The sequence below is a fragment of the Ureibacillus sp. FSL E2-3493 genome (genome assembly GCF_038077515.1).
GTDB classification, from domain to species: domain Bacteria; phylum Bacillota; class Bacilli; order Bacillales_A; family Planococcaceae; genus Ureibacillus; species Ureibacillus halotolerans.
Genome location: NZ_JBBOPK010000001.1, coordinates 645,545 through 672,162, shown reverse-complemented (window position 1 = coordinate 672,162; position 26,618 = coordinate 645,545). Strand labels below are relative to the sequence as shown.

The following is a 26,618-nucleotide window of genomic DNA, read 5'->3' as shown; positions in this document are numbered from 1 at the left end:
GTCGAATTCCTTCGACATTACGTCTCGTTTTTTTCATCTTCCTTTGTTTTCAAAATAAGAATAATTGTATTAATTAAAAATCCGATAAATAAAATTAATACAAACAAATACCAATGCAATGGTTGTTCGTAAAAAAATGCGACTAGAAATGAAATAATCGCACTGATGACAATTCCAACCCAAATACCAATCTGCATAGGTTGAGCTCCTTTATCTTCACATAATTTCACTACGTCATCATTTATTATTCCCGGATTTATTCAAATTCAATCTTTTATCGAAACTCTTCCTTTGTACTATTTTATTAATCATTTAATCGTTTCATTCAATTTTTACGAACCAATTAGTACTCCAATCATAAATTAATGTCATAGGCATTTTTTTATCATTTATTTATTCTTAAATGGTAGTAAAAGCATACATTAATATAGGGAGCTTTGGAAAAACGGCGTAAAACTATCTACTGAAGCCCAATTCCCCTGCTTAGCCTATGAAACTCCTGTGGCAAAAAGGAGACAGAAATTTAGAAATGCTATTGTCGGAAGTATCGTGTGAATAGGGTCAGTGTAGACGGTCTGGTTTTTTGGAGAGAAACATATTGTAGGGATAGTTGCCCCTAGAGTTGAAAAGATTCATAACAAAATTTTGCCTGCCTAGTAGACACTATTATGGACTTTTTATCGTTCTCTTTCCTTCCTGCCCAGGCGAATATCTAAGTTAATGAATACTTAAATATTTTAAATGAAAGGATGTTTTTGGTTGGTTTATTATTGGAGTCCAAGTGGTCAAAGACAACAACAAGGTTTCCCTCAATCTCAATTCGGACAGCAACAATTTTATCCACAAACAGGTCAACAATATTTCCCTCAAACTCAAACACCTCCACCTGTTTCCGTTCCAAGTGGAACAACTTTGCCACAAACAGGTACAACAGGAGCTGGAATGAGAGGCGAAGAATCTTATATTGAAAACATTTTAAGATTAAACAGAGGAAAGCCTGCTACTTTCCATTTTACTGTTCCTACAGCTACAGGCGGTGGTAATGGAAATACTGTATCAGTTCGAGGTGTAGTTGAGGCAGCTGGGCGCGACCATGCGATTATTCGTGAATTGCAAACAAACCATCGTTATTTATTCCCAATGATTTATTTCGACTATGCAGAATTTGATGAAGAAGTTGCTTATTTCAACCAAACACCAGGTGTAACAGATCGATAAAACAAAAAAACATCCACCTCAGGGCCATTATTGGTTCGAAGTGGATGTTTTTTTCGTTTATTTACTAGTGTTTAAATAGTTTAATGTAGCCATCCCTAATGTTTTAGCTGCTACTAACATCGCCCTTTCATCAAAATTAAAGCGCGCATGATGATGAGGATAAGCAACTTCCCAATTCGGATTCTTTGCTCCTGTAATGAAAAACGTACCAGGAACCCTTTCTAAATAATAAGAAAAATCTTCACCAATCATAAAAGGAGGACATTCGATCACATTTTTTACTTCAGGAACGTTGCAAGCAATATCAGCAATAAATTGAGTTGCCTTTTTATGATTGACAACTGGCGGATACCCTCTCTTAAACGAATATTCATAAGTAGCATGGGATCCTTCACATACCGACTTAAGAAGAAGTTCAATCTCTTTTTCTATTAATCCTTGAACCTCTTTATCAAAAGTACGAACAGTACCCTTCAGTTCAACTTTATCCGCAATGACATTGAAAGGATTGATGGCTTCAAAATGACCTACAGAAATAACTGCAGATTTTAAAGGATCTAACCTACGGGATACAATGTTTTGCAGCTGTGTGACAAACTGGGACGCGATTACAATCGCATCAACTGAATGATGAGGTTCAGCTCCGTGACCACCTTTACCTTGAATCGTTATTTCAAATCGATCAGCAGCTGCCATAATCGCACCATTACGCACTAATATATCCCCTAATGGTGTCGGTGCCCATAAATGGGTACCAAAAATGATATCGACTCCTTCTAAGCATCCATCATCAATCATTGGCTTTGCCCCACCAGGCGCTACTTCTTCTGCAAATTGATGAATCAATACGACGTTACCTTGAAGTTGATCTCTCATTTCAGTTAACACTTTTGCAAGTACTAAAAGTGTAGCAGTATGTCCATCGTGACCACAAGCATGCATAACGCCATCTACCTTCGATTTATAAGGAAGATCATTTTCTTCTTGAATGGCAAGGGCATCAAAATCGGCCCGTAAAGCTACGGTTTTTCCAGGTCTTGAGCCACGGATTGTAGCTACTACACCCCTTCCACCAACCCTTTCTCGAACCTCTAAACCTAATTTTCTATGATAGTTTGCTATAAAAGCAGGTGTATGTACTTCATGAAATGATAATTCCGGATTTTCGTGTAAATAACGTCGAATCGATATCATCTCTTCATAATATTGATGTAATGACGAAAATAATTGCTTCATCATTTAAGCCCCTTTCACACATTATTTTAATATACATATGTTTTTTAAAGGTATGTTCATTCCCTTTTACATTAACATCATTTTAAAGGATAAAAGCATAAATTGTTAGTTTATTCTAAAAATTTGAAGATAAAAAGAAGGAGTAGCCCTAAAAAACTCGGACTACTCCTTCCAACAATTATACGTTTTTATATTTTGATACCGAAACGATGAGAAGAATCCAACCAGCTAAAAATAATACGCCACCTATTGGAGTTATCGCTCCTAAAATGCGAATTCCTGAAAGGGCTAGCACATATAAACTTCCAGCAAAGAAAATAATTCCTGCATTCATAAAAATAGCTGCCATTTTAAGCTGTTTAACCGACCCTAATAACTTGGAACTCATCAATATACCAATTACTAAAATGGCCGCTGCATGAAACATTTGATATTGAACCGCCGTATCCCAAATACCTGTACTATAGTCATCTAATATTCCTTCTAATGCATGGGCACCGAAAGCACCTAATGCTACTGCTAAAAAACCATGAATAGCCCCTGATATAATAGAACCTTTCATTTATAAACCTCTTCTCTTTAATACAGTCTTTTTTATGTAACCAATTTTAAAAACTAAAAATCAAAAATCGAATCTCCATTTGCATCTTTTTCTTGTAACTTATGTTCATTAATTGAAGAACGATGAATAACGTTTGATGAAGTGTCGCTAATTTGCTGATGAACTTGATAAAAACTAGTTGCTAACGTTTGATTGGGTAATGCTTGCTGATTATTACTTCTTGTTAAAGCAACGTTGCATAATGCACGAATAGCACTTAATTGTTCTCTTATTTGTTGTTCATCTTGGACACCTTTTGCATCTGCTACAAGTTGCTCGATTTCATCTAACAATTGATGATAAGAAATCATACGACTACCGTTCCTCCATTTTTAGTTTAGGCGTAAATTGCATACAATCTAAACCAGAAGATTGCTTCACAACAAGTGAGGGTAATTGTTTGGATTTAAATTGATATGCTGTACATCCCCTAGGGTTATGCTGATCCCACGTTACGCGGAAGTATCGGCATTTAAAGCAATCCACTTTCATTTACAGCAACTCACTTTCTATTTCAATTTATCATGATTCGATTCGAGAGAAAAGTTTTCCGATTTCTTCTGTTCACCTTCTTAGCCTAGAAAGGCAAAACAAATTCTATAAAATGCGAATCCGATTTTATTCATCTAAACGCCAATCAATTGGTTGTTTCCCCCACTCCTTAAGCTTTTCGTTTATTTTTGAAAATGGTTTACTACCGAAAAATCCTCTATAGGCACTTAACGGGCTTGGATGAGGAGCGTGGATGAGGAAATGATGATTCCCCTTCTTATCAATAATCGTTTTCTTCTTTTGTGCCGGTTTTCCCCATAACACGAAAATAATCGGATCTGGTCGCTCTGCTAATTTTTCAATAACCTTATCCGTAAATTGTTCCCACCCTTGTCCTTTATGGGAATTGGCTTCACCTTGTCGAACCGTTAACACTGTATTTAATAAAAAAACACCTTGGTGTGCCCATTTTATTAAATATCCATCTTTTGGTATAGGGTAGCCTAGATCACTTTGCAACTCCTGGAATATGTTTCGTAAGCTTGGAGGATGGGGTACTCCTTTTTTTACCGAAAAACACATTCCATGGGCTTGACCAGGACCATGATATGGATCCTGCCCTAAAATAACAACTTTTATATCTTTATAGGCAACTGTTTGAAAAGCACTCATGACTTCTTCCTTTGGTGGATACACTGTGGATAGACGATATTGTTCATCTAAAAAATTTTTTAAACTTATGTAATAAGGTTTATTCATTTCATCTGCGAGTACTTCTTGCCAATCATTTTGTATCGACATATTCATTTAATCAACACCTCTCTTTTTAAACTACTTGAACTATTCAGCAGTTGCAATGATTGATTAATATGTTCACTAAATTTATACAGAATCCATATGAGGGATTTAGCCATGATGAAAAAAACTGACATTATACTTTTTATAATATCTGACTATTTTTATAAAGTCAGAGTTGCTTTATACTTTAGAACCATATATATAATGACATAATTAAAGGAGTATGAGATAGATGGCATTGAAAAAAACATTAACAATTGCTGGCTCTGACGCTTCAGGTGGAGCTGGATTAGAAGCGGATTTAAAAGCCTTTGAAGAACATAATACTTACGGAATGGCTGCTGTAACGGTAATCGCTACAATGGATCCTGATAACAATTGGAGCCACGGCGTTCACACATTACCAATCAATGTATTACAAGCCCAATTAAAAACTGCCTTTTCTACTGGCATCGATGCATTAAAAACAGGCATGTTATCTACAGAAGAAGTTATTCAAACTACTGGTGAAGCAATTTCTGCTTCTGGAGTTGAAAAAGTAGTCATTGACCCAGTTATGGTATGTAAAGGAGAAGATGAAGTATTAAATCCTGGTACAGTTGATGCAATGATTCAATACTTATTACCAAATGCTCTTGTAACAACACCGAATCTTTTCGAAGCTGGTCAACTAGCTGGAACGGGAACTCCAAAAACAATTGAAGAAATGAAAGTAGCTGCTCAAAAAATTAACGCCCTCGGTGCAAAAAACATCGTTATTAAAGGCGGACGAGCATTAAATAGTGACAAAGCAGTAGACTTATTCTACGATGGACAAACTTTCTATTTATTAGAAACTCCTAAAGTAGATACTACTTACAATCATGGTGCCGGCTGTACTTTCGCCGCTAGTGTTACTGCAAACCTAGCAAACGGTTTATCTGTAAAAGAATCAGTTATTGAAGCAAAAGAATTCGTAGCAGCTGGTATATTACATGGATGGAAGTTAAATGAATTTGTTGGTCCAGTATACCACGGTGCAAAACCTCGCCTTGGTGCACCAGAAGTAACAGTAACGGAAATATAATTTTTTATTAAGTTGGCAGTGTGAACATCTTCACACTGCCTTTTTTCATCTAGAAACCTTTTTCTTTTCATAAAGTAACATTTTTTACTATACTTATTAATAAATAGATGTGAAAGGAGAATTAAGATGAAGGAAGTACAAATTGACGAGCTCCAAGAATTGCTTAATTCTTTTGCGAACAAAGACGTCTATATTCATCTAGAAACAACAAATGGAGCTTATGCTACACATTTTGATGAAAAAGTGTTCAATGCAGGGGCTTTCATTCGCAATGCTAAAATCCGATATGAACTAGCAAAAATCATTGAAGATACCCCACACCGAGTAGGACTAAAAATGGAGCATGGTTGGGTCTATGCCCAAGGTATTACTCATTATGAAATGGATGAAAAAGGTCGTTTATTAATGGCTGGATTAGACTTTACAGGAAAACTTGCTGTTGCACTAGAAATTAGTGAAACACCATTTTCTTATTAAGGAGTGGATTTAATATGACTTTACAACCACAACGTCAAATTTTAGTTGTCTTTCCCCATCCAGATGATGAAGCCTTTTCTTCTGCAGGAACAATAAGACTTTACCGTAATATGGGTGTCCCAGTTACATATGCATGTTTAACTCTTGGTGAAATGGGCCGAAATCTTGGAAACCCTCCATTCGCCACACGGGAATCATTACCAGAAATTCGCCGTGAAGAATTAAAGGCTGCTTGTAAACATATGGGAATCGAAGATCTTCGAATGATGGGATTACGTGATAAAACAGTCGAATTTGAAGATGATGAAAAAATGGTTAATCTTGTAAAAGATTTAATTGATGAATTAAACCCTTCATTAATCATCACTTTCTTACCTGGCTATGCGGTTCACCCAGACCATGAAGCAACAGGTCGCGCAGTAGTGGAAGCCGTTAGACGTATGCCGAAAGAAGAGCGACCTACCCTTTACACAGTAGGCTTTGCTAATAATACAGTGGCAGAAAAAGGCGAACCAAATATTGAAATTGATATAACTAGTGTTAAAGAAGATAAAGTAAAAACTTTACAAGCCCATGCATCTCAAACAGCATGGATGATTGAAGATTATAAAAAGCGAATAGATGAAGGCGATAATTGGTTAGATAAAGAACGTTTTTATCTATTTAATTTTGAAGATTAATTATGATAATATAAAGGGGCAGGTAATTATTTCCTGCCCCTTTTTCCATTCATTATAAGTTATTTTTATTCAATACTATAAAGTCATTTACTTAAATAATTAGTCATTTTACAATCCTTTTATTTCCTGTATATTCATTTTTCATACATTTATAAATTTCGCAATATTTTTATTTTTATAAAACGTATTTACAACTGTATATAAAGACTTTATAGTGTATAAATATTCATCATACTATTTAAAGAGGTAAACAAATGACAAAAAAATTTCCTTCATATACATGGTTTCTTTTTATCTTTTTGTCCTTAGTGGGTATTTTCTTATTTATTACACCCGTTAATACAGCCGATGGATTAAAGGTACCTGTTGCTCTATTAGCAAATGCCCTTTCTGCAAACGTTGTAAGCTTTATTCATTGGTTTGCTTGGATTGTCTTCATTATAGCTGCAATCGGCTCTGTCATTGCGCAATTCATTCCAGTAAAAGAACAACGTACTTTGTTCGATTCTTTATTCCGTGTTAACTGGTTCTGGACTATTATGCGCATATTAGCAGTGATTTTTGCAACAATGTATTTATTCCAAATAGGTCCTGAAATTTTTACTAGTGAAAATACGTCTGGTCTTTTACTGACTCCAGATGGCGGTCTAGTAACAATGATGTTCTCACTGTTCCTATTTGCCGGCTTATTACTTCCATTATTAACAGACTTTGGTTTACTTGAATTTTTTGGTTCCATGATGGTAAAAATCATGCGTCCTTTATTCAAAATCCCCGGTCGCTCAGCTATTGACTGTTTAGCTTCATGGGTTGGAGACGGAACAATCGGTGTACTTTTAACGAGTAAACAATATGAAGAAGGCAACTATACAGCGCGGGAAGCAGCTACTATTGCAACAACGTTCTCAGTTGTATCTATTACTTTCTGTTTTGTCGTATTAGAAACGGTTGATTTAAACCATTATTTCCTCCAATTTTATGGATCAGTTATTTTCGTGGGACTTATTTTAGCACTTATTATGCCACGTATTTTCCCATTAAGCCGTAAACCCGATACGAATATCGATGGCTCTATTCCTGATGATAAACGGGAAGATGTTCCAAAAGGGTTTAACGCTTTTTCATTAGGTTTACACAACGCGTTATCAAAGGCAGATAGCAATAAAAATCTAGGTAAAGTAATTGGAGCAGGTTTTAAAAACGTACTAGAAATGTGGTTTGCTATAACACCTGTTATTATGGCATTCGGTACAATTGCTTTAGTTCTTGCTGAATATACCAGTTTCTTTAAAATTTTAGGTATGCCTTTTGAGCCAATTCTAGCCGCATTACAAATTCCATTTGCCGATCAAGCAGCTCAAACAATGATCGTTGGTTTTGCAGATATGTTATTACCATCCGTTTTAGGCTCTGGTATTGAGTCAGATTTAACTCGATTCTTCATCGCTACAGTTTCTGTTACTCAATTAATTTACATGTCAGAAGTCGGAGGATTAATTTTAGGTACGAAACTTCCTTTGAAAATTTGGGATTTATTCCTTATCTTCTTAATCCGAACGATTATTTCTATTCCAATTATTGCAGTCATTGCACATATTTTGTTTTAAATTTTAAAGACTGGCATTCGCCAGTCTTTTTTTATTTTCATGGAAATTAGAACTCTATTGAAAAATGTTTTTTATTTTGTCAAAAGGAAAACGCTTTCGTCTATTAATTTTTTTGAATTTAAAAATAATTTTAAAAAATTCCCCTTTTTTATGTTAGAATAAGTAAATGTTTTAGTTAAACGGAGGTTACAAAACGATGGAAGTTGCTAAATCAAAAGGAATTACGGTGGAAAATATTTTAATTGCCCATCATCATTTAAAGGATGTTGTTTTACATACCCCACTACAAAAAAATGACTATTTATCTGAAAAATATAGTGCCAACATTTATATTAAGCGAGAAGACTTACAACATGTAAGATCATTTAAGCTTCGAGGTGCCTACTATAAAATAAAAAAAATTGAAGATAAAGCACGGAATAGCGGAGTTGTTTGTGCCAGTGCAGGAAACCATGCACAGGGTGTTGCCTTTGCTTGTGCACAACTGAATATTAAAGGCACAATTTTCATGCCTTTAACGACACCAAAACAAAAAATTGATCAAGTTCGAATGTTTGGTCGCAATAATATCGACATTATTTTAGAAGGTGACACTTTCGATGATTCTGCTTCCGCAGCAAAAGAATATTGTGAAGAACATGAGATGATTTTCATTCACCCCTTTGATGATGTCGATATTATGGCAGGACAGGGAACGGTAGCTGTTGAAGTGTTGAACGACATTGAAGAACCCCTTGATTTCATTTTCGGAGGAATTGGTGGCGGTGGTTTAATGGCTGGTATCGGTACGTACGTAAAAAATATTTCACCAAACAGTCGAGTAATTGGTGTTGAGCCGGCTGGAGCTGCTAGTATGAAAGCTGCCTTTGAAAACGGCGGACCGATCTCCCTTGATAAAATTGATAAATTTTGCGATGGAACGGCTGTACAATGTGTCGGATTCAATACGTATGAGATTTGTCATGAATATTTAGATGACATTGTACTCGTCCCAGAAGGAAAAGTAAGTACAACCATTTTAGACTTATATAATAAACACGCCATTGTAGCTGAACCATCCGGTGCCCTTCCAGTAGCTGCCCTTGATTTTTATGCGGATGAAATTAAAGGTAAATCGGTTGTTGTTGTCATTACTGGTGGCAACAACGACATTAGTCGTATGCAGGAAATTCGAGAGAAGTCTTTATTATACGAAGGCTTATTATATTACTTTATCGTCAATTTCCCACAACGGGCTGGGGCACTCCGTCAATTTTTAACGGTTGTTCTTGGACCTAATGATGATATTACCCACTTTGAATATACGAAGAAAAACAATAAAGAAAGCGGTCCAGCATTAGTCGGAATCGAAGTGAACAGTCCAGACGATTATCACGGCCTTATCAATCGCATGCGCATGAATGGCTTTGAATTTACCGAAGTTAATAAAGATAGCCAACTGTTCGGATTGTTAGTTTAATTTTTGAAGGAAACACTCAGTAAAAGCTGGGTGTTTCTTTTTGAATATAAAAAAGAAGAAACGACATTTTTCCGTCATTTCCCCTTCGTTTTCTTCCTATTTTTCAACCTAACAACGCTCTATCCGAATTCATTTTTTCACCGCGGATATTTTCAAATTCAGCCATTAAATCTGGAATTGATAATTGTTGCTTTTTCCTTTCATCGATCGATAATATAATTTGCCCTTTATCCATCATAATAAGGCGATTTCCTAAATCAATGGCTTGTTGCATATTGTGGGTAACCATTAAAGTTGTTAAGTTCCCTTCTTCTACTAGTTGCTTCGTTAATCGGGTAATTAACTCTGCTCTTGAAGGATCAAGGGCAGCCGTATGTTCATCCAATAATAAAATGGCAGGCTTCGTAAAGGTAGCCATTAATAATGATAACGCTTGTCGTTCTCCACCCGATAGTAAACCTACCTTCGCATTAAACCGATTCTCAAGGCCTAACCCTAACTTCTCTAAAGAAGAACGAAAGAACTCTCGACGTTTACTATTAACTCCTCTACGTAATCCCCTTTTTGCATTGCGTGAATAAGCAATGGCTAAGTTTTCTTCGATTGTCATCGATGGTGCGGTACCGGCCATTGGATCTTGAAACACACGACCAATAAATTGAGAACGTTTATATTCTGGCAGCTTCGTTACTTCTTTCCCATCAATCGTAACCACTCCAAAATCAGGGGTTAATGCTCCGGAAATCATATTCATCATCGTTGACTTCCCTGCCCCATTACTTCCGATGACCGTTACAAAGTCACCTGGAGATAAATGGAGGTTAATATTATCTAAAGCAATTTTTTCATCTGGTGTACCTTCATTAAAAATTTTATTTATTCCTTCTAATTTAAGCAAGGTGGTTCCCTCCTTGCGTAAGTTCTCGTTGTTGTTCGAGACGTTGTATTCGCCTTTTTTCTTTTCTTATTTTTTCACGTCGCTTTTCGACTAGATGCGGAATGACTAAAGCTAAAATGACAATGATAGCTGTAATGAGCTTCATATCCGACGTATCTAACCAGTCAATTTGTAAAGCTACTGCATAAATAATTCGATAAATAATAGCCCCTGCTACTACTGCTAATGTTGTACGGAAAATCGTCTTCGTTCCAAAGATTGCTTCTCCGATAATAACAGATGCTAAACCAATAACAATCATCCCAATCCCCATATTGGCATCGGCAAATTTCGAATATTGGGCAATTAAAGCTCCTGACAGGGCTACTAAAGCATTAGAAACCCCTAATCCGAGTACGATTAACCCATCCGTATTGGCTGAAAAACTTCGAATCATTCTTTTGTTATCACCCGTTGCACGAATCGCAAGGCCTACTTCCGTCTTCAAAAACCAATTTACTATACTTTTAATAATTAGTGTAAGAATGAGAACAATTAAAATTGTCCCCCAAGTAGATGGAGCCGTTTGAAATCCTAACGTATTTTTTAAGAAACTCGTTAATGCTTGATCAATACCGATATTTCCCCATAAGCTTTGAAACTGTGAAAATATCGAATCTGAACTCATCAATGGAATATTTGGCTTTACGACTGCATTTTCATCGGATAATCCCATAATGCGGAGATTAATCGAGTACAAAGCAATCATCATTAATATCCCCGAAAGAAGTGGATTTATTTTTCCTTTCGTGTGTAAAAGCCCCGTCATACATCCTGCAATAAATCCAGCAACAAGTGCCGCTAATGTAGCCAGTATTGGGTTGTAGCCTAGTACAATCATCATCGCTGCTGTAGCTGCCCCTGTTACAAAGCTGCCATCCACGGTTAAATCCGGAAAATCTAACACTCGGAATGTTAAATACACTCCGAGTGCCATAATTGCATAGATGATTCCTTGCTCAACTGAACCAAACATCGCTGTAAACATATTGAATCATCCCCTATCTTTCCTTTTAATCTATTCGTAAATTTCTGCGTTCCAAGAATCTTTAATTTCTAGATTTAAAGTTTCAGCAGTTGATTTATTGATTAATAATTTTAAATTTCCTGGATATGCAGCAGGAATTTCAGATGGTGTTGATTCCCCATTTAAGATTTTCACTGCCATTTCACCAGCTTCATAGCCGATATCATAATATTCAAAACCGTAAGCACCTAAACCACCGCGGGCAACCGAATCTAATTCTCCTACCATAGCTGGAAGTTGATTCGAATTCGCTACGTCAATAACTGACTCCAAAGCAGAGACAACGGTATTATCCGTAATGATATATAGAGAATCTACTTTCCCTACTAATGATTCCGTTGCTTGTTTTACTTCTGCTGAAGTGGAAACTGCTGCTTCGACCAACTCAAGACCAGCTTCTTCTAGTAACGTTTTCATTTGTTCAACTTGGGCAACGGAATTTTGTTCACCAGTGTTATAGACGGTACCTACTTTTTTAGCACCTAGTTCATCCTTAAGGAAAGCTACTGTATTCGCAATCGTATCTGGATGTAAGTCAACTGTACCCGTCACATTACCACCTGGACTTTCCATTGAGTCAATTAATTCTGCACCTACTGCATCTGTAACAGAGGTAAATATAATCGGGATATCAGATGTTGCTCCTTTTACAGCTTGAGCTGATGGGGTAGAGTTAGCAAAAATCAAATCAACCCCGTCATTCACTAAATTTTGCGCAATCGTTGTATTCATACTCGGATCGTTTTGGGCGTTTTCTTCGACAAATTCGACTTCTAATCCCGCCTCTTTTAAAGCTGCTTTAAACCCTTCTGTTGCCTCATCTAATGAAGGATGCTCTACGATTTGCGTAATCCCTACTTTGAAAGTTTTCTCCCCTTCTGATGTTCCAGCATTTGTACCATCTTTTGTATCAGTAGTTGTTTCCCCTCCGCCACAAGCGGCCAATAATAATACTAATCCTAACGATAACAATGAACGCTTTTTTGGACCCTTTTTCATTCTTTCTCCCCCTACTTCCCTTTCAAATTCATTCCACTCAACATCAATGAATTTTCTAATCTATTTAATTATTCTAAAAATTTTGAGTTTAACGATTATATTACATTGCTAACCTATGGGAGTCAACAGCATTAAATAGGCTCTTACTTGCAATTTTCATAATTACTACTACAAGAAAAATAATTTGTCGCTTTAAACCGTTAAAGTACATAGTTTTTATGAAGAATTCATTATTTTAAAAAAATATAAAAAATGTGACTAGTTTTCGACATTTTCCTATTTTGTGGACAACTAATCTACTTGTCCTCCAAATTTTATAGTTCATTTGACATATGGAACAAAATATAATAGTATATTTTCTTGTGATATTTTCACCGTGGTTCGAAAACTCCCACGAAAAAAAACTAAGGAGAATGAATATGAAAGTTAAATTTATTGCCACAACTGGGATTATTGCGGCTCTTTATATGGCTGTTACCCTTTTAGTTGCACCCTTTGGATTTACAGAAATCCAATTTAGAGTTTCAGAGATGTTTAATCACCTAGTTGCCTTTAACCCTCGTTATATGCTTGGGATTATTATTGGTGTATTTATTGCCAATTTATTTTCCCCCCTCGGCATTTACGATTTAATTTTTGGCGTCGGTCAATCGGTTATTACACTAGCCATTTTTATTTTCATTTGTAAGTTCGTAAAAAACATTTGGCTACGTTTAATGATTAATACATTTTTATTTACTTGTACAATGTTCATCATTGCCTTTGAATTAAACATCGCCCTTAAACTTCCATTTTTATGGACTTGGTTTACATGTGCCGTTGGTGAATTCGTTGTACTTGCTGTAGGTGCCCCTATTATGTACCTATTAAATAAACGATTAAATTTCAAAGATTTAATATAACGTCTAAACCGAGAATTATCTTTCTCGGTTTTTTTCATACAATTTTCCTCTTCGATTTTTCTGAAAATATTGACAAGGATTAAATTTAAGTCTACAATTCTACTTAATTAATTGTTCGGATACGGTAGTAGGTCGCGGGAGCGTGACCACCGTTTGAGCAAAGCAGAGTTTAGATGAGAATAGCTGAGAAAAAATTGATGAATAAGAATAGTAGCGATTTCAGGCGCTTTAGAGAGCTAGTGGTTGGTGTGAACTAGTGCGTACATTTCGTGAATGGGCCTTATGAGAGCAACTAGCGTTAGTTAGTTGACGTCTTTCCTACGTTACAAGGAAGTGTTGGAAGTGCTTTTTTACTTCTTAACACGCCAAGGTGGAAGTATTTTTATGCTTCAACAGAGGTGGCAACGCGGTATATATCGTCCTCTACAAAAGGAATTCCTTTTGTAGAGGACTTTTTTATTTCTCTAACCTGCTAATTTTAATTTTTAGGAGGATGAAAAATAATGGGGATTCAATCATTTACAAACCAAGTCAAGGAAATGAACAATTTATCCTTTGAAGAAATGCTTCAAGCTGCTGAATGCATATTTAATGAAGAAACTCCAAAAAAGGATATTGCAGATCTTTTAATCGCATTAAGTAACAAAGGTGAAACAACGGAGGAAGTAGCAGCCCTTGCGACTGTTATGAAATCGAATGCCCTTCCTTTACCATTGCCTGAAGGAAACTATCTTGATAACTGTGGTACAGGTGGGGATGGTTTAAAAAGCTTCAATATTAGTACTACGTCTGCCTTCGTATTAGCCGCAAATGGTGTATCTGTCGTGAAACATGGTAATCGTAAAATATCTAGTGCATCTGGAAGTTCTGATGTACTACAAGCTTTAGGAATTCATACAGAGTTTTCTATAGAAGATTCCATTGATTTATTACAACGAGAAGGAATTACTTTTCTCCATGCGCCAAACGTTCATCCAAAACTAAAACGAATAGGTGAGATTCGACGAACTATTGGAAAACCAACGATTTTTAATATGGTGGGCCCTTTAACAAATCCCGCAAATTTAACAACGCAGCTCGTCGGCATTAACCGTCCTGAATTTGTTAGCCAGTATGCAGAAGCCCTTCGTATTTTAGGTCGTCAACGGGCAATTGTCGTTTCTGGTTCACAAGGGATGGATGAAGCATCGTTAGATTCCAATAATACGTTCGCCTTATTAGAAAAGGGAGAAATTAAACCATTTTCAATCGACATACAATCCCTTGGCTTAACCCCCGTTTCCATCACGGCATTACGCGGTGGTACACCAGAAGAAAATGCCGTTATTTTAACAGAGTTATTGCAAGGGAAACAAAGTGTTTATTTTGATGTAGTCGTTTTTAATTCAGCCCTCGGTTTGTTTGCCCACGGTACCGTTGACTCGGTAAAAGATGGGGTCGAACTTGCACGGGATAGCATTTTATCTGGAAAAGCATTACGTAAACTTGAGGCTGTTGTGGAATATAGTCAAGGAATTGTAAAGGAGCGTGCGGTACAATGACGATTTTACAAACGATTTTAGATCATAAATCAACCATTCTTTCATCCCTTTTAGAAAATGAACCACAATTTGAAGTAAAGAGAAAAACACGCCCTTCTCTATATAATGATTTAAGAAAAGCAGAAACGCTTCAAATTATTTCCGAGATGAAGCGGGCTTCTCCATCTAAGGGTCTTATCGCTGAAGGGGCAAACCCAATCGAGCAAGCGAAAACATATGAACAGGCAGGAGCTGCTTGCATTTCTGTTTTAACAGAAGAAAAGTTTTTCAAAGGCTCCTTTCAAGATTTAGTTGATATCGCCAATCATGTGGATATTCCTATTTTAAATAAAGATTTTATTATTCATGAAGTACAAATAGATTATGCGAAAGCTGCCGGTGCTTCCGTCATTTTATTAATTGTTGCTGCCCTTTCCGATGAAAAGCTAAAAGCGTTTTACACTTACGCCAGCATGTTAGGTTTAGACGTTTTAGTGGAAGTACACAACGAAGAGGAACTTGATCGGGCATTAGCTATACATCCAAAAATTATTGGTGTAAACAATCGGGATTTAAAAACCTTCACCGTCGATCTTGCCCAGAGTGAAAAATTAGCCAATAAACTAAATGATTATGATGACATTGTCTTTATTAGTGAAAGTGGCATTTGGAATGCAGAAGATGCAACCCGGGTTGCTAAAGCTGGTGCTCACGGTGTTTTAGTCGGTGAATCATTAATGCGTAGTGGAGATGTGGGAGAAGCATTAACCTCCTTACAAGTTCCCCTCCCCTTTGTCGCAAAGGAAGTGAAGTAATGGCAAAAGTAAAAATTTGTGGACTTAAAGAAGAAGAACATGTGAAAGCCGCTGTTGAGGCTGGTGCCACATGGATTGGTTTTATGTTTGCCCAGAGCAAACGACAAATATCCTTTGAACAGGCCCGTAAGTTAGCTCAAAGTATTCCCGCACATGTGAAAAAAGTTGGTGTTTTTGTCAATCCAACCGCCCAACAAGTACGAGAAGCTGTTGAACTAGTTGATCTTGATTATGTTCAATACCATGGAAATGAAGAAGCCCAATTTATTAAACAGTTAGGCTATCCTTCCATCAAAGCATTTTCCATTAAAAATGCGGATGATGTAAAAAGGGCTAGTCAGTATGAAGTGGACTATTATTTATTTGACGCGCCTGGTACGAACTATGCTGGAGGGAGCGGTCACATTTTTGATTGGACTTTACTAGACCAACTTTCCATTCCTAAGAGCAAGGTCATTTTAGCTGGTGGACTCAATAGTGAAAATGTTCTTCATGCTATTGCCCAAGTGAATCCTTTTGGTGTAGATGTCTCAAGTGGAGTTGAAAAAAAAGGGATAAAGGACAGTCACTTGATTAAACAATTTATCGAAACAGCATCACAGAAATTAACTAGTGTAGCGAAATAAATAGGATGGATGAATGAATGAAAAAGGAGCGGATATAAATGACAACAGAATTAAAAGGTCGATTCGGTCGATTTGGTGGACAGTTCGTACCTGAAACATTAATGACAGCTTTACAAGAATTGGATGCTGCTTATGACAAAGTCAAAAGCGACGAATCTTTCCAAGACGAACTTCGCTACTACTTAAAAAATTACGTAGGGCGTCAAACCCCCCTCTATTTTGCTGAACGTTTAACCGAATATTGTGGTGGAGCAAAAATTTACTTGAAACGGGAAGATTTAAATCATACAGGAGCTCATAAAATTAATAATGCCCTTGGGCAAACACTTCTTGCGAAACGTATGGGGAAAAATAAAATTGTTGCTGAAACTGGTGCTGGTCAACATGGTGTTGCTACTGCCACTGCCTGTGCCCTTCTCAATTTAGACTGTATTGTTTACATGGGAGCAGAAGATGTTAAACGGCAAGCTTTAAACGTCTTCCGCATGGAGCTTCTTGGCACAAAAGTAGTCGCCGTTGATAAAGGTTCTGCCACATTAAAAGATGCGGTAAACGAAGCATTACGCCACTGGGTAACAAACATTGAAGATACCCACTATATTTTAGGTTCTGCTATGGGTCCCCATCCATTTCCTACAATTGTTCGTGATTTTCAACGGGTGATTGGTGATGAAACTCGGGAACAAATATTAGAATTGGAAGACCGTCTACCTAACGCTGTTGTGGCTTGTGTTGGTGGTGGTAGTAACTCTATCGGCATGTTCTATCCATTTGTTGAAGACGAAGATGTCGCTTTATATGGTGTAGAAGCTGCAGGGAAAGGAATTGAAACAGGGATGCATGCTGCTGCTATTCAAGGTGGTCAAACTGGTGTTTTACACGGAGCATTTATGTACTTATTACAAGATAACAACGGCTTTGTTCAAGAAGCCCATTCCATCTCTGCCGGTCTGGATTATCCTGGGGTCGGACCAGAACATTGTCACCTTCACGAAATCGGGCGAGCATCTTACGGTACCGTTACAGATGATGAGGCGTTGGAAGGAGTTAAGTTACTTTGTCGCACGGAAGGTATCCTTCCCGCCTTGGAAAGTGCCCATGCCATCTATTTTGCAGCCAATCTCGCAAAAACAATGGCACCCGATGAAATTCTTGTCATTTGCCTATCTGGTCGTGGTGACAAAGACGTTCATACAATTTCTGCTGCCCTTGGAGGTGACCTTTCATGAGTTTGTTAAAGAAAACGATTTTATCTATCACAGCTCAAGGCCATAAAGCATTTGTACCGTATATAATGGCTGGCGACGGTGGTTTAAATAAATTACAACCGACGATTTTAAAATTACAACAGCTGGGAGTTACAGCAATTGAAGTTGGGATTCCCTTTACAGATCCAGTTGCAGATGGACCTACGATTGAACGGGCTGGTGAACGGGCTTTAGCAAATGGGACCACTTTACACACTGTCCTTGAAACATTAACTTCCTTTGCGAGTGAATTGACGGTACCCCTTGTAGCTATGACCTATTTAAATCCTATACTAGCCTATGGAACGGAGAAATTTGCTAAAGATGCCCGGGCTGCCGGTATTCGTGGAGTCATTATTCCAGATATGCCCCTCGAGGAAAGTGAAATTGTTCAGCCTGCTTTAAAGAATGCATCGATTGATCTTGTCCAGCTTGTATCTTTAACGAGTACTCCAGAACGGATTGAACGTTTAACAAAAAGAAGTGAAGGGTTCATTTATGCTGTCACTGTAAATGGGATTACTGGTGCCCGGTCCTCCTTTGCAACCCAATTGGATGAACACTTTAAAAAAATTCAAACGTATACGGATACACCTGTTTTAGCAGGCTTTGGTATTTCAACACCTGATCACGTAAAAAGTTTCGGATCATTTTGTAGCGGGGTAATTGTTGGTAGTAAGATTGTTGACTGTCTAGTTCAAGATGATTGGACTACCATTGAAAACTTAGTGAAAGCTTCAAAAACAGTTGCTATGAAGTAATCCTTTAAGGCCATTGAATCTTTATATTCAATGGCTCTTTTTTATAAATATAAAAAAATAGTGCCGACTTTAATAGAAGCCAGCACGTTTTATATCGTAATAAATTTAACGGGATGCTTTTGGTGGTTGGCAAACATCACATTTACGTTGGTTATTATTTTTAAATTTCGTAAACGTTTTTTCAAAATGACTACCACAGGCACATTGGAATAATAATTTTTGAGAAAACCCATGGAATTCCGTTGTTAGTAACTTACTATCTGAATTATTTTCAACAAATTGTTTAATTTTATCAATCGTCCATCGTTTGTTCATTTTTTTACTCCTTATATCGTTTAAATATCTTTCGTTGTTTCTTTAATCGTCATCTAAAATAGAATCCTTTTATATCAATATTCATTTTATTCCTGATTAAACCACAGTGGTTCTTTGTCATCAACATCGCCATTATAATTAATTAAAATTTCTTCTCCAGCTTTTATATCTTTAAATGCATAAAAATCAAAAGTATGATTGTTAAAATTAATTTCGTAAATAGCATTCGGTTCATAGGAATGATTAAATAACATTCCATACCCTAAAAGGATTGCAGTATGATTAATTCCATACTCAAAAGCGTAATCAGCGAGGAGGGTTTGTTCAATATGTTGATGTTGGTCATTTGGATAGGAAATGACTGGTGCTTCGTGTAATAGCTCCCCTTTTTTAATATCACATGTTGCAAATACCCCTCTATTGAATTCTCCATCACTTAGCGGAGATGTTTTTACTTCAATCATGTTGTTCGCCTACTCACTTTTAAATTTTCTTTCTAACTGTAACATTAATTTGCATATTAGTAACGAATTTTTCATTTTAAAACTTCTTTATAAACTTTTTTGTTGCATTAAACTTCCCAACAGACGAATAGGCACATTCCCCTTTTTTATTGTTACACGCCTTCTTTTTAGAATATTCCTTTCAGTCAATATTATTTATTTTTCTAACAAAAAAGTGCAAATCCCTTTGATTTGCACTTCTGTCTTATTTATGAAATTGCTTTTAATTTTCTGTTTAATTTTTCTAGCATATCAATTGTCATTTTTTCTAAATTATACTGAGCTTTAAAGCCCCATTCTTCTACTGCCGCTGAAGAATCAATGGAGTTTGGCCAGCTATCTGCAATCGCTTGACGAGTAGGATCTACGTCATAGTCCATTTCAAATGTTGGAATATGCTTTTTAATCTCCGCTGCAATTTGCGAAGGCTCGAAGCTCATTGCAGTTATGTTAAAGGCGTTACGATGTTTTAATTTTGAGCCGTCTGCTTCCATTAAATCTACAATCGCTTGCAATGCATCTGGCATATACATCATGTCCATATAGGTACCCTCTGCAATGTATGAGGTGTAGCGACCATTCTCAACCGCTTTATAATAAATATCTACTGCATAATCCGTTGTACCGCCACCAGGAGGAGTTGCATATGAAATTAACCCTGGGAATCGAACACCACGCGTATCTACTCCATAACGAGTAAAGTAATAATCACATAATAGCTCCCCGGCTACTTTGTTTACGCCATACATCGTCGTAGGGCGTTGGAGCGTATCTTGCGGAGTATTATCCTTAGGTGTTGATGGACCAAACGCTCCAATGGAACTTGGTGTGAAAAATTGCAAATTTAACTCCCGTGCTACTTCAAGGGCGTTCATTAACCCACCCATATTTAAATTCCATGCAAACTGGGGATTTTTCTCTGCTGTTGCAGAAAGTAATGCAGCCATATGAATCATCGTATCCGCACCGAATTGTTTTGAAAGCTCATACATTCGGTTCTCATCAGTTACATCTAACACTTCAAAAGGACCATTAACGTCCTTTTCTTTACGGATATCCGTAGCTAAAACGTTGTCTTTTCCATATATATCTCGTAATTTTACAATAAGTTCTGATCCAATTTGACCCAATGCACCCGTGACAATAATTTTTTTCATATATATGCACCCTCCTCTGATGATAAACAAATGTACACTCCGAAAATACAATAAAACGTTGTTATATCAATGTTTTTGGCGATTTTTATTATAACCCGTTCACTTATAAAAGACAATACTTAATTGTTTGTCTTTTTTAAATATTTGTTCTCCATAGCATATGCAACTTCTTTAAGAGATGTAAAAAAGCTAACCAAATCCATACGAGTCCTACCTAACGAATGATTTCGGTAAGATTCTGAATCGGTTAGCTTTTATTTTATTTAATCAACAGAAGAATAGGTAATCGAAAAAATCGAATAAAAGGGAAATTTACGACCATCCTCAAAAGACAACGTCCCTTTCGTTACATTAAAAGCGGAAATAATGCCTGTTGCTTTAAAAATATGATTGTCTTCCCAAAGGCCTAATTCCACTTCCGCTTTATTATGATAGGCAATTTGCAGTTGCTCACTAAGTTCCTGCAATGCCCATTCGTCTAATTCGGGTTTTTTAACGTAATCATCCTTCTCATGCCATTCTCGTAATAATTCCACGTGTTCTGGCAGCATCATTGCGTTCCATTTAATATTTCCACGGTCTCGAATCATCATCTTCACCTCTTGTCATAAAATGTTCGTGACCTACTCTCTAACACCACTTTATTTTTTATGACCACCTACTAACTGGGCCCGTTTAACGGCTGTTCCTGCTTCTGTATAAGAAACGGCACGTAGAACTGCTGTAGAGCCATGCTTTGACCGTAAATAGTCCATTGTTGCACCTAGTTTTCGTTTTCTCCATTTCCTATCATCAAACAAACTTAGCTGCATGGAGTTTTCGGATTCTAACTTCGAAATGCTTAAAGAAATTTGCCTTACCGGGCGTTCTGCATAATGTTCATCGAGCAATTGCTCACATACTTTATAAATTTTCATCGTGTCGTTCGTTGGCTCGTCAATCGTCCGTGCTCGATGAAAACCACCTCCGAAAGCATCTTTACTATAACTAACCCCAAGGGAAATCGTTCTTCCAACTTGATACGCTTCCCTTGCTCTTCTTGCCACGTCCTCACACATTTCGAGAATGACAGCAAGAATTTCACTACGACTTCGATAATCCCGCATTAGCACTTGCCCTTTCCCAAAACTAATTTGCCCTTGTGCTAACGGTGCACCAAGCGGGGATAAATCAATTCCCCATGCATGATAGTAAAGCTGATTACCCATAATACCAAAACAATCTTCTAATGTTTTTAAATCGGTATTAGCTAAATCACCTACTGTAAAAATTCCCATATTATTTAACGTACGTTCTGTTCTGCGACCGATTCCCCACATTTCTGAAAGGGGGGATAAGGGCCAAAGTTTTGTAGGAACGTCTTCGTATGTCCATTTGGCAAAATCTTTCTTTTTCCCTTCTAAATCTAGTGCAAGTTTTGCCATTAACATATTAGGTCCCATTCCAACGGCGCTTGGTATTTGAAATTGTCGATAAATACTTTCTTGAATAAATTTAGCTGTTTCTTCTGGTGGTCCCCACAGTTTTTCAGTGCCACTAAGATCAACAAAGCTTTCATCGATGCTATAAACGTGAATTGCTTCCTTTGGAACAAATTGATTAATTAAATTCGTAATTTCCATCGACATTTGCACGAAAAATTCCATTTTCGGTTCAAATAATCGAATATCAGGATGTTTTGGAATTTCAAAAAGACGAGAGCCTGTTTTAATACCAAACCGTTTCTTCATCGGTGGTGATGCAGCAAGCACAATACTTCCCTTTTGCTGGAAGTTCCCTATAACCGCAATCGGTACTTTAAGGGGATCAAGATTTTCAAGCATCGCCATACAACTGGCATAAAAGCATCGCATATCGATACAAATAATCGGTCGATTCGGTGCATGTTCGTACTTTTCCAATGAATTTGTCTCATCCGCTTCTCTATCCTTCAACCCATGCATCACTACACCTCCAATTTATCTATTATTAATATATACGAACATTCGTTCTTATATTCATTTTAAAATGAGATAATTGAGACGACAAGAGGAAGTATATGGAAGATACTGAAAGGCGCTAGTGGAATATATTTCTTTCACCTTAAAGCGAGAGTGCTGAAACACGGTTTACTACAAAGATGCTAAGTTACTATTTTTATCCCACAAGTCACTCCCCTCTCCCCATCACTTATTGAAATGAAGATGATTGAAATGCAATGATTATATATAATAGAAATATATATAAGGGAGAAATGCATAATCAGCAAGTGAAAGAATAAAACTTAGAATAAAAGAGATACCTGAAAAAAATCGGATATTCTATTTGCAAACATTGAAAATACATAACGGTATCCACTTTAAGAAATGACCATTATCGCTAGTCAACTTCCTAATTAGTTACACGAGTTATAGAGGAATATACTAAGGGAAGGAATAGAATAAATATTTTTTGAAAATTAATTGTATCGACAATAACTGATAAAATCCCCTCTTTATTGGAAAAAAACGAATAAATTTGATAGGCTTAAAGAGTTGTCAACTTTTTTAATCATATTAAAAATCGTGAAAACTTTTTGAAGAAAGGAATTTAGGATGAAGAAAATTTCAAATGTTTTTTGGATTTCCGTTGCGATTGTTCTCGCAGCAGTTATATTCGGTGTTGCCGCCCCAAAGAGTTTTGAAGAAGCAACAGGAAATTTACAAGCATTTCTTACGTCGGCATTTGGATGGTATTATTTAATTTTGGTTACAATCATTGTAATTTTTTGTGTTTTTCTTATATTCAGCCCTGTTGGAGCGATAAAATTAGGAAAACCTGATGAGAAACCTGAATTTTCAAGACCCTCCTGGTTTGCCATGTTATTTAGTGCAGGTATGGGGATTGGCCTTGTCTTCTGGGGAGCAGCAGAACCGCTTTCCCATTTTATGGACCCCCCACTAGCTGAACCAGAAACAAATTCAGCATATAAAGAAGCGATGAGATACACATTTTTCCATTGGGGGATTCATGCATGGGGAATATATGCAATAGTGGCGTTAGCATTAGCTTACTTCAATTTCCGTAAGGGAGAACCCGGTCTCATTTCCGCTACATTAAAACCAGTCTTAGGAAAAAAAGCAATGGAAGGCACTTTTGGAACAGTAGTAGACGTTTTAGCTGTTGTCGCAACTGTTGTTGGTGTTGCAACAACTCTAGGATTTGGTGCAACACAAATTAATGGAGGGTTATCTTATTTATTAGGGATACCTAATAATTTTACCATTCAATTTATTATCATAGCTGTTGTTACCGTTCTATTCATCATCTCAGCATCAACTGGATTAGGTAAAGGAATCAAGATTTTAAGTAACACAAATATGTTTGTGGCAATTGCATTATTAGTTTTAATGTTTATCGCGGGACCTACAATCCTCATCTTAAACATGTTTACTGATTCACTCGGTGGCTATATACAAAACATAATTCAAATGAGCTTCCGTATCGCACCACTTAATGAAGAGCATCGTTCTTGGATTAATGACTGGACAATCTTCTATTGGGCATGGTGGATTTCATGGGCGCCATTTGTTGGTATTTTTATCGCCCGTGTATCAAGAGGTAGAACGATACGAGAATTTGTCGTAGGGGTTTTATTACTTCCAGCTCTCGTAAGCTTTATATGGTTCTCTGTGTTTGGAACATCAGCAATCGAGGTTCAAAAAGCTGTAAATATAGACATCTCTCAATTGGCTACTGAAGAAGTTTTATTTGCCATTTTTAATGAATCATCTTGGTCGTTCATTCTATCTGTCGTAGCAATTGTACTTGTTAGTACATTTTTCATTACATCTGCTGATTCCGCAACATTTGTGCTTGGTATGCAAACAACATACGGATCACTTATACCACCTACTAGTGTAAAATTAACGTGGGGTATTGCACAGTCGACTGTAGCTATAGTTCTTTTATATAGTGGAGGACTACAAGCACTACAAAATACATTGGTTATAGCAGCTTTTCCATTTTCCATAATTATTATTTTAATGATGGTTTCACTTTATCGATCTTTAGCAAAAGATAAAAAAGAACTCGGATTGTTTCACAAACCAAAACCACGGAAAAAACCGGAAAATCTAGAACAGTAAAATGGAAAAGGCTGTCCGAAAAGGGCTGTGCTAGAGAATGTAGTACCAGGTAATACTAAACAATTGCACGAACATACACTACTTCAGTAACAATGAAACACTTTGGTAAACTGAAGAGTAGATTAAACAATAAATTTAAAAAGGATGCCCCTAGTGCGTAAACTTAAGGGCATCCTTTTTGATTAAATAATTTCTGTAAAGAAACATGTTTTCATATGCTGAATAAATGTTTCACCTAAATCTGTAAATGTTGCAACACCTTGTTTATGAATGGCTGTTTTAAATCCTTCTGCATCGGCTCCTGCTACTGTTAAAAAATCACAAATATCTGTGCAAACGCCTACGACATGGACTTTTTCAACATTGAGAGCTTTTAGCTTTTCAGCTAAGCCCGTTTTAAAGAAAGCGTTGTAATTTGTTTTTGGTTGATAAATAACATTTGGATGGGATTCATGTTCTTTAAACCATGTCATTAAATCCCCATAAAGTTCCTGTCCTTTTGTTCCAATTACATTATGCGGAGACCATAGTTCAAAATTCGGATCATTTTCCTCATGGGCATCCATAGCTACTACCACAACTTGGTCATTATGTAAAAATTCCGTTGCCTTATTAATAATATAAGGTACTATTTCTTGAGCCGGTTTTCCAGCTGTTAAACTCCCGTCGTCCGAAACAAAGTCGTTGCTCATATCTACTATAATGAGTGCTTCTTTTGACATTTCTCTTCCCCCTAAACCATCCTTATTATTATAAATAATTATAATTTAAAGGTTCTAAGTCAAATGTTGGGGTGAGCATTTAGCTCACTCCTAATTTATGCGAACATCTATATTTTTATATTGATGGTGTAATAACACCTTTAATCTGAATCGATCAAATCGTTTAAACCCAAACGCATTTCTTTTAATAACCTTCGTTTGGTTATTAATGCCTTCGACATAACCATTATTCAAGTTATAGGCAAAGCTATTCATAATCTCCTTCTGCCAATTTTGAAAGGTTTCTATTGCCTTTTTAAATTCAACTAATCCGGAAGACTTTACTAAATCATAATAGCTATATAATCTTTCTTTTACTTCTTTTAAATTATTCGGTGCTAATTGTTTAGCTATTTCAAACCATAATCGATAAGCCTCTTTCAATTCATAAGCCTTTTTTAATTCAGGTGACTTTTCTAAAAAGTAATTTAAATACCATAATTGCTTTTCGGTTAAATCCTCATAGTGCTTATAAAAGACATGACGCATTCTTTTACATTTCTTACGTTGGTAATCGTCAAAGGCTTTCTGTTCCTTCCTTCTCACTTTTTCTAAAGCCCAGTATATATAACGACAAAAATGAAATCGGTCAGCTACGACAACAGGGCGTCCTAATGCTTGATCAACAGCTGCTTTGAAAGAATGACTCATATCCATAACGACAACGTTTACGTTATCTCCATGTTTTCTTAAATAAGCTACCAGCGTTTCTTTTTTACGATCTTTTAAAATATCTAATGGTCTCCTATTAATAGGGTCAGCAATGACCGTTTGATACTTTTCACCACCTGCATCCCCTTTATATTCATCTATTGCGATGACTTCTGGTAACTGTTTAGTCTCCGTTAACATAGAAGAACTAATTTTATCAAAATGGCGCATTACGGTTGTCGGTGAAGTGTCAAAACGATCAGCCACATCCTTAAAATTTTTACCATGGATGATTTCAATCGCCAACGCCTGTTTGTACTCTATGGACTGTCTTTGATACCACTCTACTAAGGAATTATCTTCGTAAAATCGTTTCCTACAATCTTTGACTTCACAAACATACCGACGTTTTCGATAGAATAGGAATGTTCTTCTACTAAAAATACTATTATGTTTGATCTTCTGAATTCGATAATCATGTACGCGTTCGGTTAATTGACCACAACACGGACAACGATGAGCTTTCCTCTCCAACTCCAAATGAAGTTCATAGTAACCGTCTTTTTCCAATGATTTCGTAATGATAAACTCTTCTAATCCTGGTAAAGTCATGTTAAAATTCAATTACACGCATCTCCCTTTTGTTTTGTTTATTGG

General features: G+C 36.6%; 28 protein-coding genes, 1 riboswitch and 1 other annotated feature. Of the genes, 13 read left to right on the top strand and 15 right to left on the bottom strand.

What is annotated here, in order from left to right; genetic code table 11:
- Nucleotides 1–17 precede the first annotated feature (17 nt).
- On the bottom strand, nucleotides 18–197 hold the full coding sequence (locus MHH69_RS03670) for a hypothetical protein (RefSeq protein ID WP_122972429.1): 180 nt from the start codon (nucleotides 195–197) through the stop codon (nucleotides 18–20).
- A gap of 562 nt (nucleotides 198–759) precedes the next feature.
- On the opposite strand from MHH69_RS03670, the gene MHH69_RS03665 reads away from it, so the two are divergent.
- On the top strand, nucleotides 760–1,218 hold the full coding sequence (locus MHH69_RS03665) for a spore coat protein GerQ (protein WP_241559325.1): 459 nt from the start codon (nucleotides 760–762) through the stop codon (nucleotides 1,216–1,218).
- A gap of 57 nt (nucleotides 1,219–1,275) precedes the next feature.
- Here MHH69_RS03665 and MHH69_RS03660 read toward each other — a convergent pair whose 3' ends face one another.
- From MHH69_RS03660 to MHH69_RS03640, 4 genes are all read right to left on the bottom strand, one after another.
- Nucleotides 1,276–2,454, bottom strand: coding sequence for a M20 family metallopeptidase (locus MHH69_RS03660; protein WP_122972430.1), 1,179 nt, complete (start codon nucleotides 2,452–2,454; stop codon nucleotides 1,276–1,278).
- 178 nt (nucleotides 2,455–2,632) lie between these two features.
- Nucleotides 2,633–3,016, bottom strand: a complete 384-nt coding sequence (locus MHH69_RS03655) for a DUF423 domain-containing protein (protein ID WP_122972431.1) — start codon at nucleotides 3,014–3,016, stop codon at nucleotides 2,633–2,635.
- Nucleotides 3,017–3,069: 53 nt separating this feature from the next.
- Complete coding sequence (locus tag MHH69_RS03650) at nucleotides 3,070–3,366, bottom strand: DUF5327 family protein (RefSeq protein WP_122972432.1); 297 nt, start codon at nucleotides 3,364–3,366, stop codon at nucleotides 3,070–3,072.
- 307 nt (nucleotides 3,367–3,673) lie between these two features.
- Nucleotides 3,674–4,354 carry a uracil-DNA glycosylase gene (locus tag MHH69_RS03640; RefSeq protein ID WP_445954560.1) on the bottom strand — a complete coding sequence of 227 codons (681 nt, stop codon included), beginning with the start codon at nucleotides 4,352–4,354 and terminating at the stop codon, nucleotides 3,674–3,676.
- Between the two features lie 223 nt (nucleotides 4,355–4,577).
- Here MHH69_RS03640 and thiD point away from each other — a divergent pair, with 223 nt between their 5' ends.
- The 5 genes from thiD (at nucleotide 4,578) to ilvA (ending at nucleotide 9,634) form a co-directional block, all read left to right on the top strand.
- Nucleotides 4,578–5,411 carry a bifunctional hydroxymethylpyrimidine kinase/phosphomethylpyrimidine kinase gene (gene thiD, locus MHH69_RS03635; RefSeq protein ID WP_122972434.1) on the top strand — a complete coding sequence of 278 codons (834 nt, stop codon included), beginning with the start codon at nucleotides 4,578–4,580 and terminating at the stop codon, nucleotides 5,409–5,411.
- A 126-nt stretch (nucleotides 5,412–5,537) separates the two neighbouring features.
- On the top strand, nucleotides 5,538–5,888 hold the full coding sequence (locus MHH69_RS03630) for a YojF family protein (protein ID WP_122972435.1): 351 nt from the start codon (nucleotides 5,538–5,540) through the stop codon (nucleotides 5,886–5,888).
- A gap of 14 nt (nucleotides 5,889–5,902) precedes the next feature.
- Nucleotides 5,903–6,568 carry a bacillithiol biosynthesis deacetylase BshB2 gene (bshB2, locus tag MHH69_RS03625; RefSeq protein ID WP_122972436.1) on the top strand — a complete coding sequence of 222 codons (666 nt, stop codon included), beginning with the start codon at nucleotides 5,903–5,905 and terminating at the stop codon, nucleotides 6,566–6,568.
- 254 nt (nucleotides 6,569–6,822) lie between these two features.
- Complete coding sequence (locus tag MHH69_RS03620; protein WP_341361763.1) at nucleotides 6,823–8,175, top strand: YjiH family protein; 1,353 nt, start codon at nucleotides 6,823–6,825, stop codon at nucleotides 8,173–8,175.
- Between the two features lie 196 nt (nucleotides 8,176–8,371).
- On the top strand, nucleotides 8,372–9,634 hold the full coding sequence (ilvA, locus tag MHH69_RS03615) for a threonine ammonia-lyase IlvA (protein WP_341361762.1): 1,263 nt from the start codon (nucleotides 8,372–8,374) through the stop codon (nucleotides 9,632–9,634).
- Nucleotides 9,635–9,737: 103 nt separating this feature from the next.
- Here the strand turns inward: ilvA and MHH69_RS03610 are convergent, their stop codons facing one another.
- Genes MHH69_RS03610 through MHH69_RS03600 form a run of 3 tightly spaced genes read right to left on the bottom strand, consistent with a single transcriptional unit; the run spans nucleotide 9,738 to nucleotide 12,597 of the window.
- Nucleotides 9,738–10,532: an ABC transporter ATP-binding protein gene (locus tag MHH69_RS03610; RefSeq protein ID WP_122972439.1), complete on the bottom strand. Its 795-nt coding sequence runs from the start codon at nucleotides 10,530–10,532 to the stop codon at nucleotides 9,738–9,740.
- Entirely contained in the window at nucleotides 10,525–11,559 is a 1,035-nt protein-coding gene (locus tag MHH69_RS03605) for an ABC transporter permease (RefSeq protein WP_341361761.1), read from the bottom strand. Before MHH69_RS03605 ends, MHH69_RS03610 begins: the two co-directional genes overlap by 8 nt.
- Nucleotides 11,560–11,589: 30 nt before the next feature.
- On the bottom strand, nucleotides 11,590–12,597 hold the full coding sequence (locus MHH69_RS03600) for an ABC transporter substrate-binding protein (RefSeq protein WP_341361760.1): 1,008 nt from the start codon (nucleotides 12,595–12,597) through the stop codon (nucleotides 11,590–11,592).
- A gap of 370 nt (nucleotides 12,598–12,967) precedes the next feature.
- Nucleotides 12,968–13,011: riboswitch (PreQ1 riboswitch) on the top strand.
- Nucleotides 13,012–13,016: 5 nt separating this feature from the next.
- Here MHH69_RS03600 and MHH69_RS03595 point away from each other — a divergent pair.
- The 6 genes from MHH69_RS03595 (at nucleotide 13,017) to trpA (ending at nucleotide 18,468) form a co-directional block, all read left to right on the top strand.
- The gene (locus MHH69_RS03595; RefSeq protein WP_122972442.1) at nucleotides 13,017–13,499 is read left to right on the top strand and encodes a QueT transporter family protein; all 483 of its coding nucleotides are present in this window, start codon (nucleotides 13,017–13,019) and stop codon (nucleotides 13,497–13,499) included.
- A gap of 188 nt (nucleotides 13,500–13,687) precedes the next feature.
- Nucleotides 13,688–13,926 (top strand) — a binding site (T-box leader).
- A 76-nt stretch (nucleotides 13,927–14,002) separates the two neighbouring features.
- Nucleotides 14,003–15,040, top strand: a complete 1,038-nt coding sequence (trpD, locus tag MHH69_RS03590; RefSeq protein ID WP_341361759.1) for an anthranilate phosphoribosyltransferase — start codon at nucleotides 14,003–14,005, stop codon at nucleotides 15,038–15,040.
- Nucleotides 15,037–15,834 (top strand): indole-3-glycerol phosphate synthase TrpC, encoded by a 798-nt coding sequence (trpC, locus tag MHH69_RS03585; RefSeq protein ID WP_122972444.1) that lies wholly within the window; start codon nucleotides 15,037–15,039, stop codon nucleotides 15,832–15,834. The genes trpD and trpC overlap by 4 nt, the downstream gene beginning before the upstream one ends.
- A complete protein-coding gene (locus MHH69_RS03580; protein ID WP_122972445.1) occupies nucleotides 15,834–16,460 on the top strand; it encodes a phosphoribosylanthranilate isomerase in 627 nt (208 codons plus the stop codon). Before trpC ends, MHH69_RS03580 begins: the two co-directional genes overlap by 1 nt.
- Before the next feature lie 38 nt (nucleotides 16,461–16,498).
- Entirely contained in the window at nucleotides 16,499–17,689 is a 1,191-nt protein-coding gene (gene trpB, locus MHH69_RS03575) for a tryptophan synthase subunit beta (protein ID WP_122972446.1), read from the top strand.
- Nucleotides 17,686–18,468: a tryptophan synthase subunit alpha gene (gene trpA / locus MHH69_RS03570; protein ID WP_122972447.1), complete on the top strand. Its 783-nt coding sequence runs from the start codon at nucleotides 17,686–17,688 to the stop codon at nucleotides 18,466–18,468. Before trpB ends, trpA begins: the two co-directional genes overlap by 4 nt.
- A gap of 105 nt (nucleotides 18,469–18,573) precedes the next feature.
- Here the strand turns inward: trpA and MHH69_RS03565 are convergent, their stop codons facing one another.
- From MHH69_RS03565 to MHH69_RS03545, 5 genes are all read right to left on the bottom strand, one after another.
- Complete coding sequence (locus MHH69_RS03565; protein ID WP_122972448.1) at nucleotides 18,574–18,783, bottom strand: hypothetical protein; 210 nt, start codon at nucleotides 18,781–18,783, stop codon at nucleotides 18,574–18,576.
- Between the two features lie 86 nt (nucleotides 18,784–18,869).
- On the bottom strand, nucleotides 18,870–19,247 hold the full coding sequence (locus tag MHH69_RS03560) for an SET domain-containing protein (protein ID WP_122972449.1): 378 nt from the start codon (nucleotides 19,245–19,247) through the stop codon (nucleotides 18,870–18,872).
- Between the two features lie 248 nt (nucleotides 19,248–19,495).
- A complete protein-coding gene (locus MHH69_RS03555; protein WP_122972450.1) occupies nucleotides 19,496–20,443 on the bottom strand; it encodes an L-threonine 3-dehydrogenase in 948 nt (315 codons plus the stop codon).
- Nucleotides 20,444–20,706: 263 nt separating this feature from the next.
- Nucleotides 20,707–21,033, bottom strand: a complete 327-nt coding sequence (locus MHH69_RS03550; RefSeq protein ID WP_122972451.1) for a YolD-like family protein — start codon at nucleotides 21,031–21,033, stop codon at nucleotides 20,707–20,709.
- Nucleotides 21,034–21,084: 51 nt separating this feature from the next.
- The gene (locus MHH69_RS03545) at nucleotides 21,085–22,386 is read right to left on the bottom strand and encodes a Y-family DNA polymerase (protein WP_122972452.1); all 1,302 of its coding nucleotides are present in this window, start codon (nucleotides 22,384–22,386) and stop codon (nucleotides 21,085–21,087) included.
- Between the two features lie 630 nt (nucleotides 22,387–23,016).
- On the opposite strand from MHH69_RS03545, the gene MHH69_RS03540 reads away from it, so the two are divergent.
- On the top strand, nucleotides 23,017–24,549 hold the full coding sequence (locus MHH69_RS03540) for a glycine betaine uptake BCCT transporter (protein ID WP_341361758.1): 1,533 nt from the start codon (nucleotides 23,017–23,019) through the stop codon (nucleotides 24,547–24,549).
- A gap of 182 nt (nucleotides 24,550–24,731) precedes the next feature.
- On the opposite strand, the gene MHH69_RS03535 is transcribed toward MHH69_RS03540, so the two are convergent.
- Entirely contained in the window at nucleotides 24,732–25,271 is a 540-nt protein-coding gene (locus tag MHH69_RS03535) for a cysteine hydrolase family protein (protein ID WP_341361757.1), read from the bottom strand.
- A gap of 90 nt (nucleotides 25,272–25,361) precedes the next feature.
- Nucleotides 25,362–26,573: an ISL3 family transposase gene (locus MHH69_RS03530; RefSeq protein ID WP_341362940.1), complete on the bottom strand. Its 1,212-nt coding sequence runs from the start codon at nucleotides 26,571–26,573 to the stop codon at nucleotides 25,362–25,364.
- Nucleotides 26,574–26,618: the final 45 nt, after the last annotated feature.

Excerpts from the sequence above, each read along its gene's own strand:
- MHH69_RS03670 (WP_122972429.1), bottom strand. The coding sequence starts at position 197 with ATGCAGATTGGTATTTGGGTTGGAATTGTCATCAGTGCGATTATTTCA.
- MHH69_RS03660 (WP_122972430.1), bottom strand. The coding sequence starts at position 2,454 with ATGAAGCAATTATTTTCGTCATTACATCAATATTATGAAGAGATGATA.
- MHH69_RS03655 (WP_122972431.1), bottom strand. The coding sequence starts at position 3,016 with ATGAAAGGTTCTATTATATCAGGGGCTATTCATGGTTTTTTAGCAGTA.
- MHH69_RS03650 (WP_122972432.1), bottom strand. The coding sequence starts at position 3,366 with ATGATTTCTTATCATCAATTGTTAGATGAAATCGAGCAACTTGTAGCA.
- MHH69_RS03640 (WP_445954560.1), bottom strand. The coding sequence starts at position 4,354 with ATGAATATGTCGATACAAAATGATTGGCAAGAAGTACTCGCAGATGAA.
- thiD (WP_122972434.1), top strand. The coding sequence starts at position 4,578 with ATGGCATTGAAAAAAACATTAACAATTGCTGGCTCTGACGCTTCAGGT.
- MHH69_RS03630 (WP_122972435.1), top strand. The coding sequence starts at position 5,538 with ATGAAGGAAGTACAAATTGACGAGCTCCAAGAATTGCTTAATTCTTTT.
- bshB2 (WP_122972436.1), top strand. The coding sequence starts at position 5,903 with ATGACTTTACAACCACAACGTCAAATTTTAGTTGTCTTTCCCCATCCA.
- MHH69_RS03620 (WP_341361763.1), top strand. The coding sequence starts at position 6,823 with ATGACAAAAAAATTTCCTTCATATACATGGTTTCTTTTTATCTTTTTG.
- ilvA (WP_341361762.1), top strand. The coding sequence starts at position 8,372 with ATGGAAGTTGCTAAATCAAAAGGAATTACGGTGGAAAATATTTTAATT.
- MHH69_RS03605 (WP_341361761.1), bottom strand. The coding sequence starts at position 11,559 with ATGTTTACAGCGATGTTTGGTTCAGTTGAGCAAGGAATCATCTATGCA.
- MHH69_RS03600 (WP_341361760.1), bottom strand. The coding sequence starts at position 12,597 with ATGAAAAAGGGTCCAAAAAAGCGTTCATTGTTATCGTTAGGATTAGTA.
- MHH69_RS03595 (WP_122972442.1), top strand. The coding sequence starts at position 13,017 with ATGAAAGTTAAATTTATTGCCACAACTGGGATTATTGCGGCTCTTTAT.
- trpD (WP_341361759.1), top strand. The coding sequence starts at position 14,003 with ATGGGGATTCAATCATTTACAAACCAAGTCAAGGAAATGAACAATTTA.
- trpC (WP_122972444.1), top strand. The coding sequence starts at position 15,037 with ATGACGATTTTACAAACGATTTTAGATCATAAATCAACCATTCTTTCA.
- MHH69_RS03580 (WP_122972445.1), top strand. The coding sequence starts at position 15,834 with ATGGCAAAAGTAAAAATTTGTGGACTTAAAGAAGAAGAACATGTGAAA.
- trpB (WP_122972446.1), top strand. The coding sequence starts at position 16,499 with ATGACAACAGAATTAAAAGGTCGATTCGGTCGATTTGGTGGACAGTTC.
- trpA (WP_122972447.1), top strand. The coding sequence starts at position 17,686 with ATGAGTTTGTTAAAGAAAACGATTTTATCTATCACAGCTCAAGGCCAT.
- MHH69_RS03565 (WP_122972448.1), bottom strand. The coding sequence starts at position 18,783 with ATGAACAAACGATGGACGATTGATAAAATTAAACAATTTGTTGAAAAT.
- MHH69_RS03560 (WP_122972449.1), bottom strand. The coding sequence starts at position 19,247 with ATGATTGAAGTAAAAACATCTCCGCTAAGTGATGGAGAATTCAATAGA.
- MHH69_RS03555 (WP_122972450.1), bottom strand. The coding sequence starts at position 20,443 with ATGAAAAAAATTATTGTCACGGGTGCATTGGGTCAAATTGGATCAGAA.
- MHH69_RS03550 (WP_122972451.1), bottom strand. The coding sequence starts at position 21,033 with ATGATTCGAGACCGTGGAAATATTAAATGGAACGCAATGATGCTGCCA.
- MHH69_RS03545 (WP_122972452.1), bottom strand. The coding sequence starts at position 22,386 with ATGCATGGGTTGAAGGATAGAGAAGCGGATGAGACAAATTCATTGGAA.
- MHH69_RS03540 (WP_341361758.1), top strand. The coding sequence starts at position 23,017 with ATGAAGAAAATTTCAAATGTTTTTTGGATTTCCGTTGCGATTGTTCTC.
- MHH69_RS03535 (WP_341361757.1), bottom strand. The coding sequence starts at position 25,271 with ATGTCAAAAGAAGCACTCATTATAGTAGATATGAGCAACGACTTTGTT.
- MHH69_RS03530 (WP_341362940.1), bottom strand. The coding sequence starts at position 26,573 with ATGACTTTACCAGGATTAGAAGAGTTTATCATTACGAAATCATTGGAA.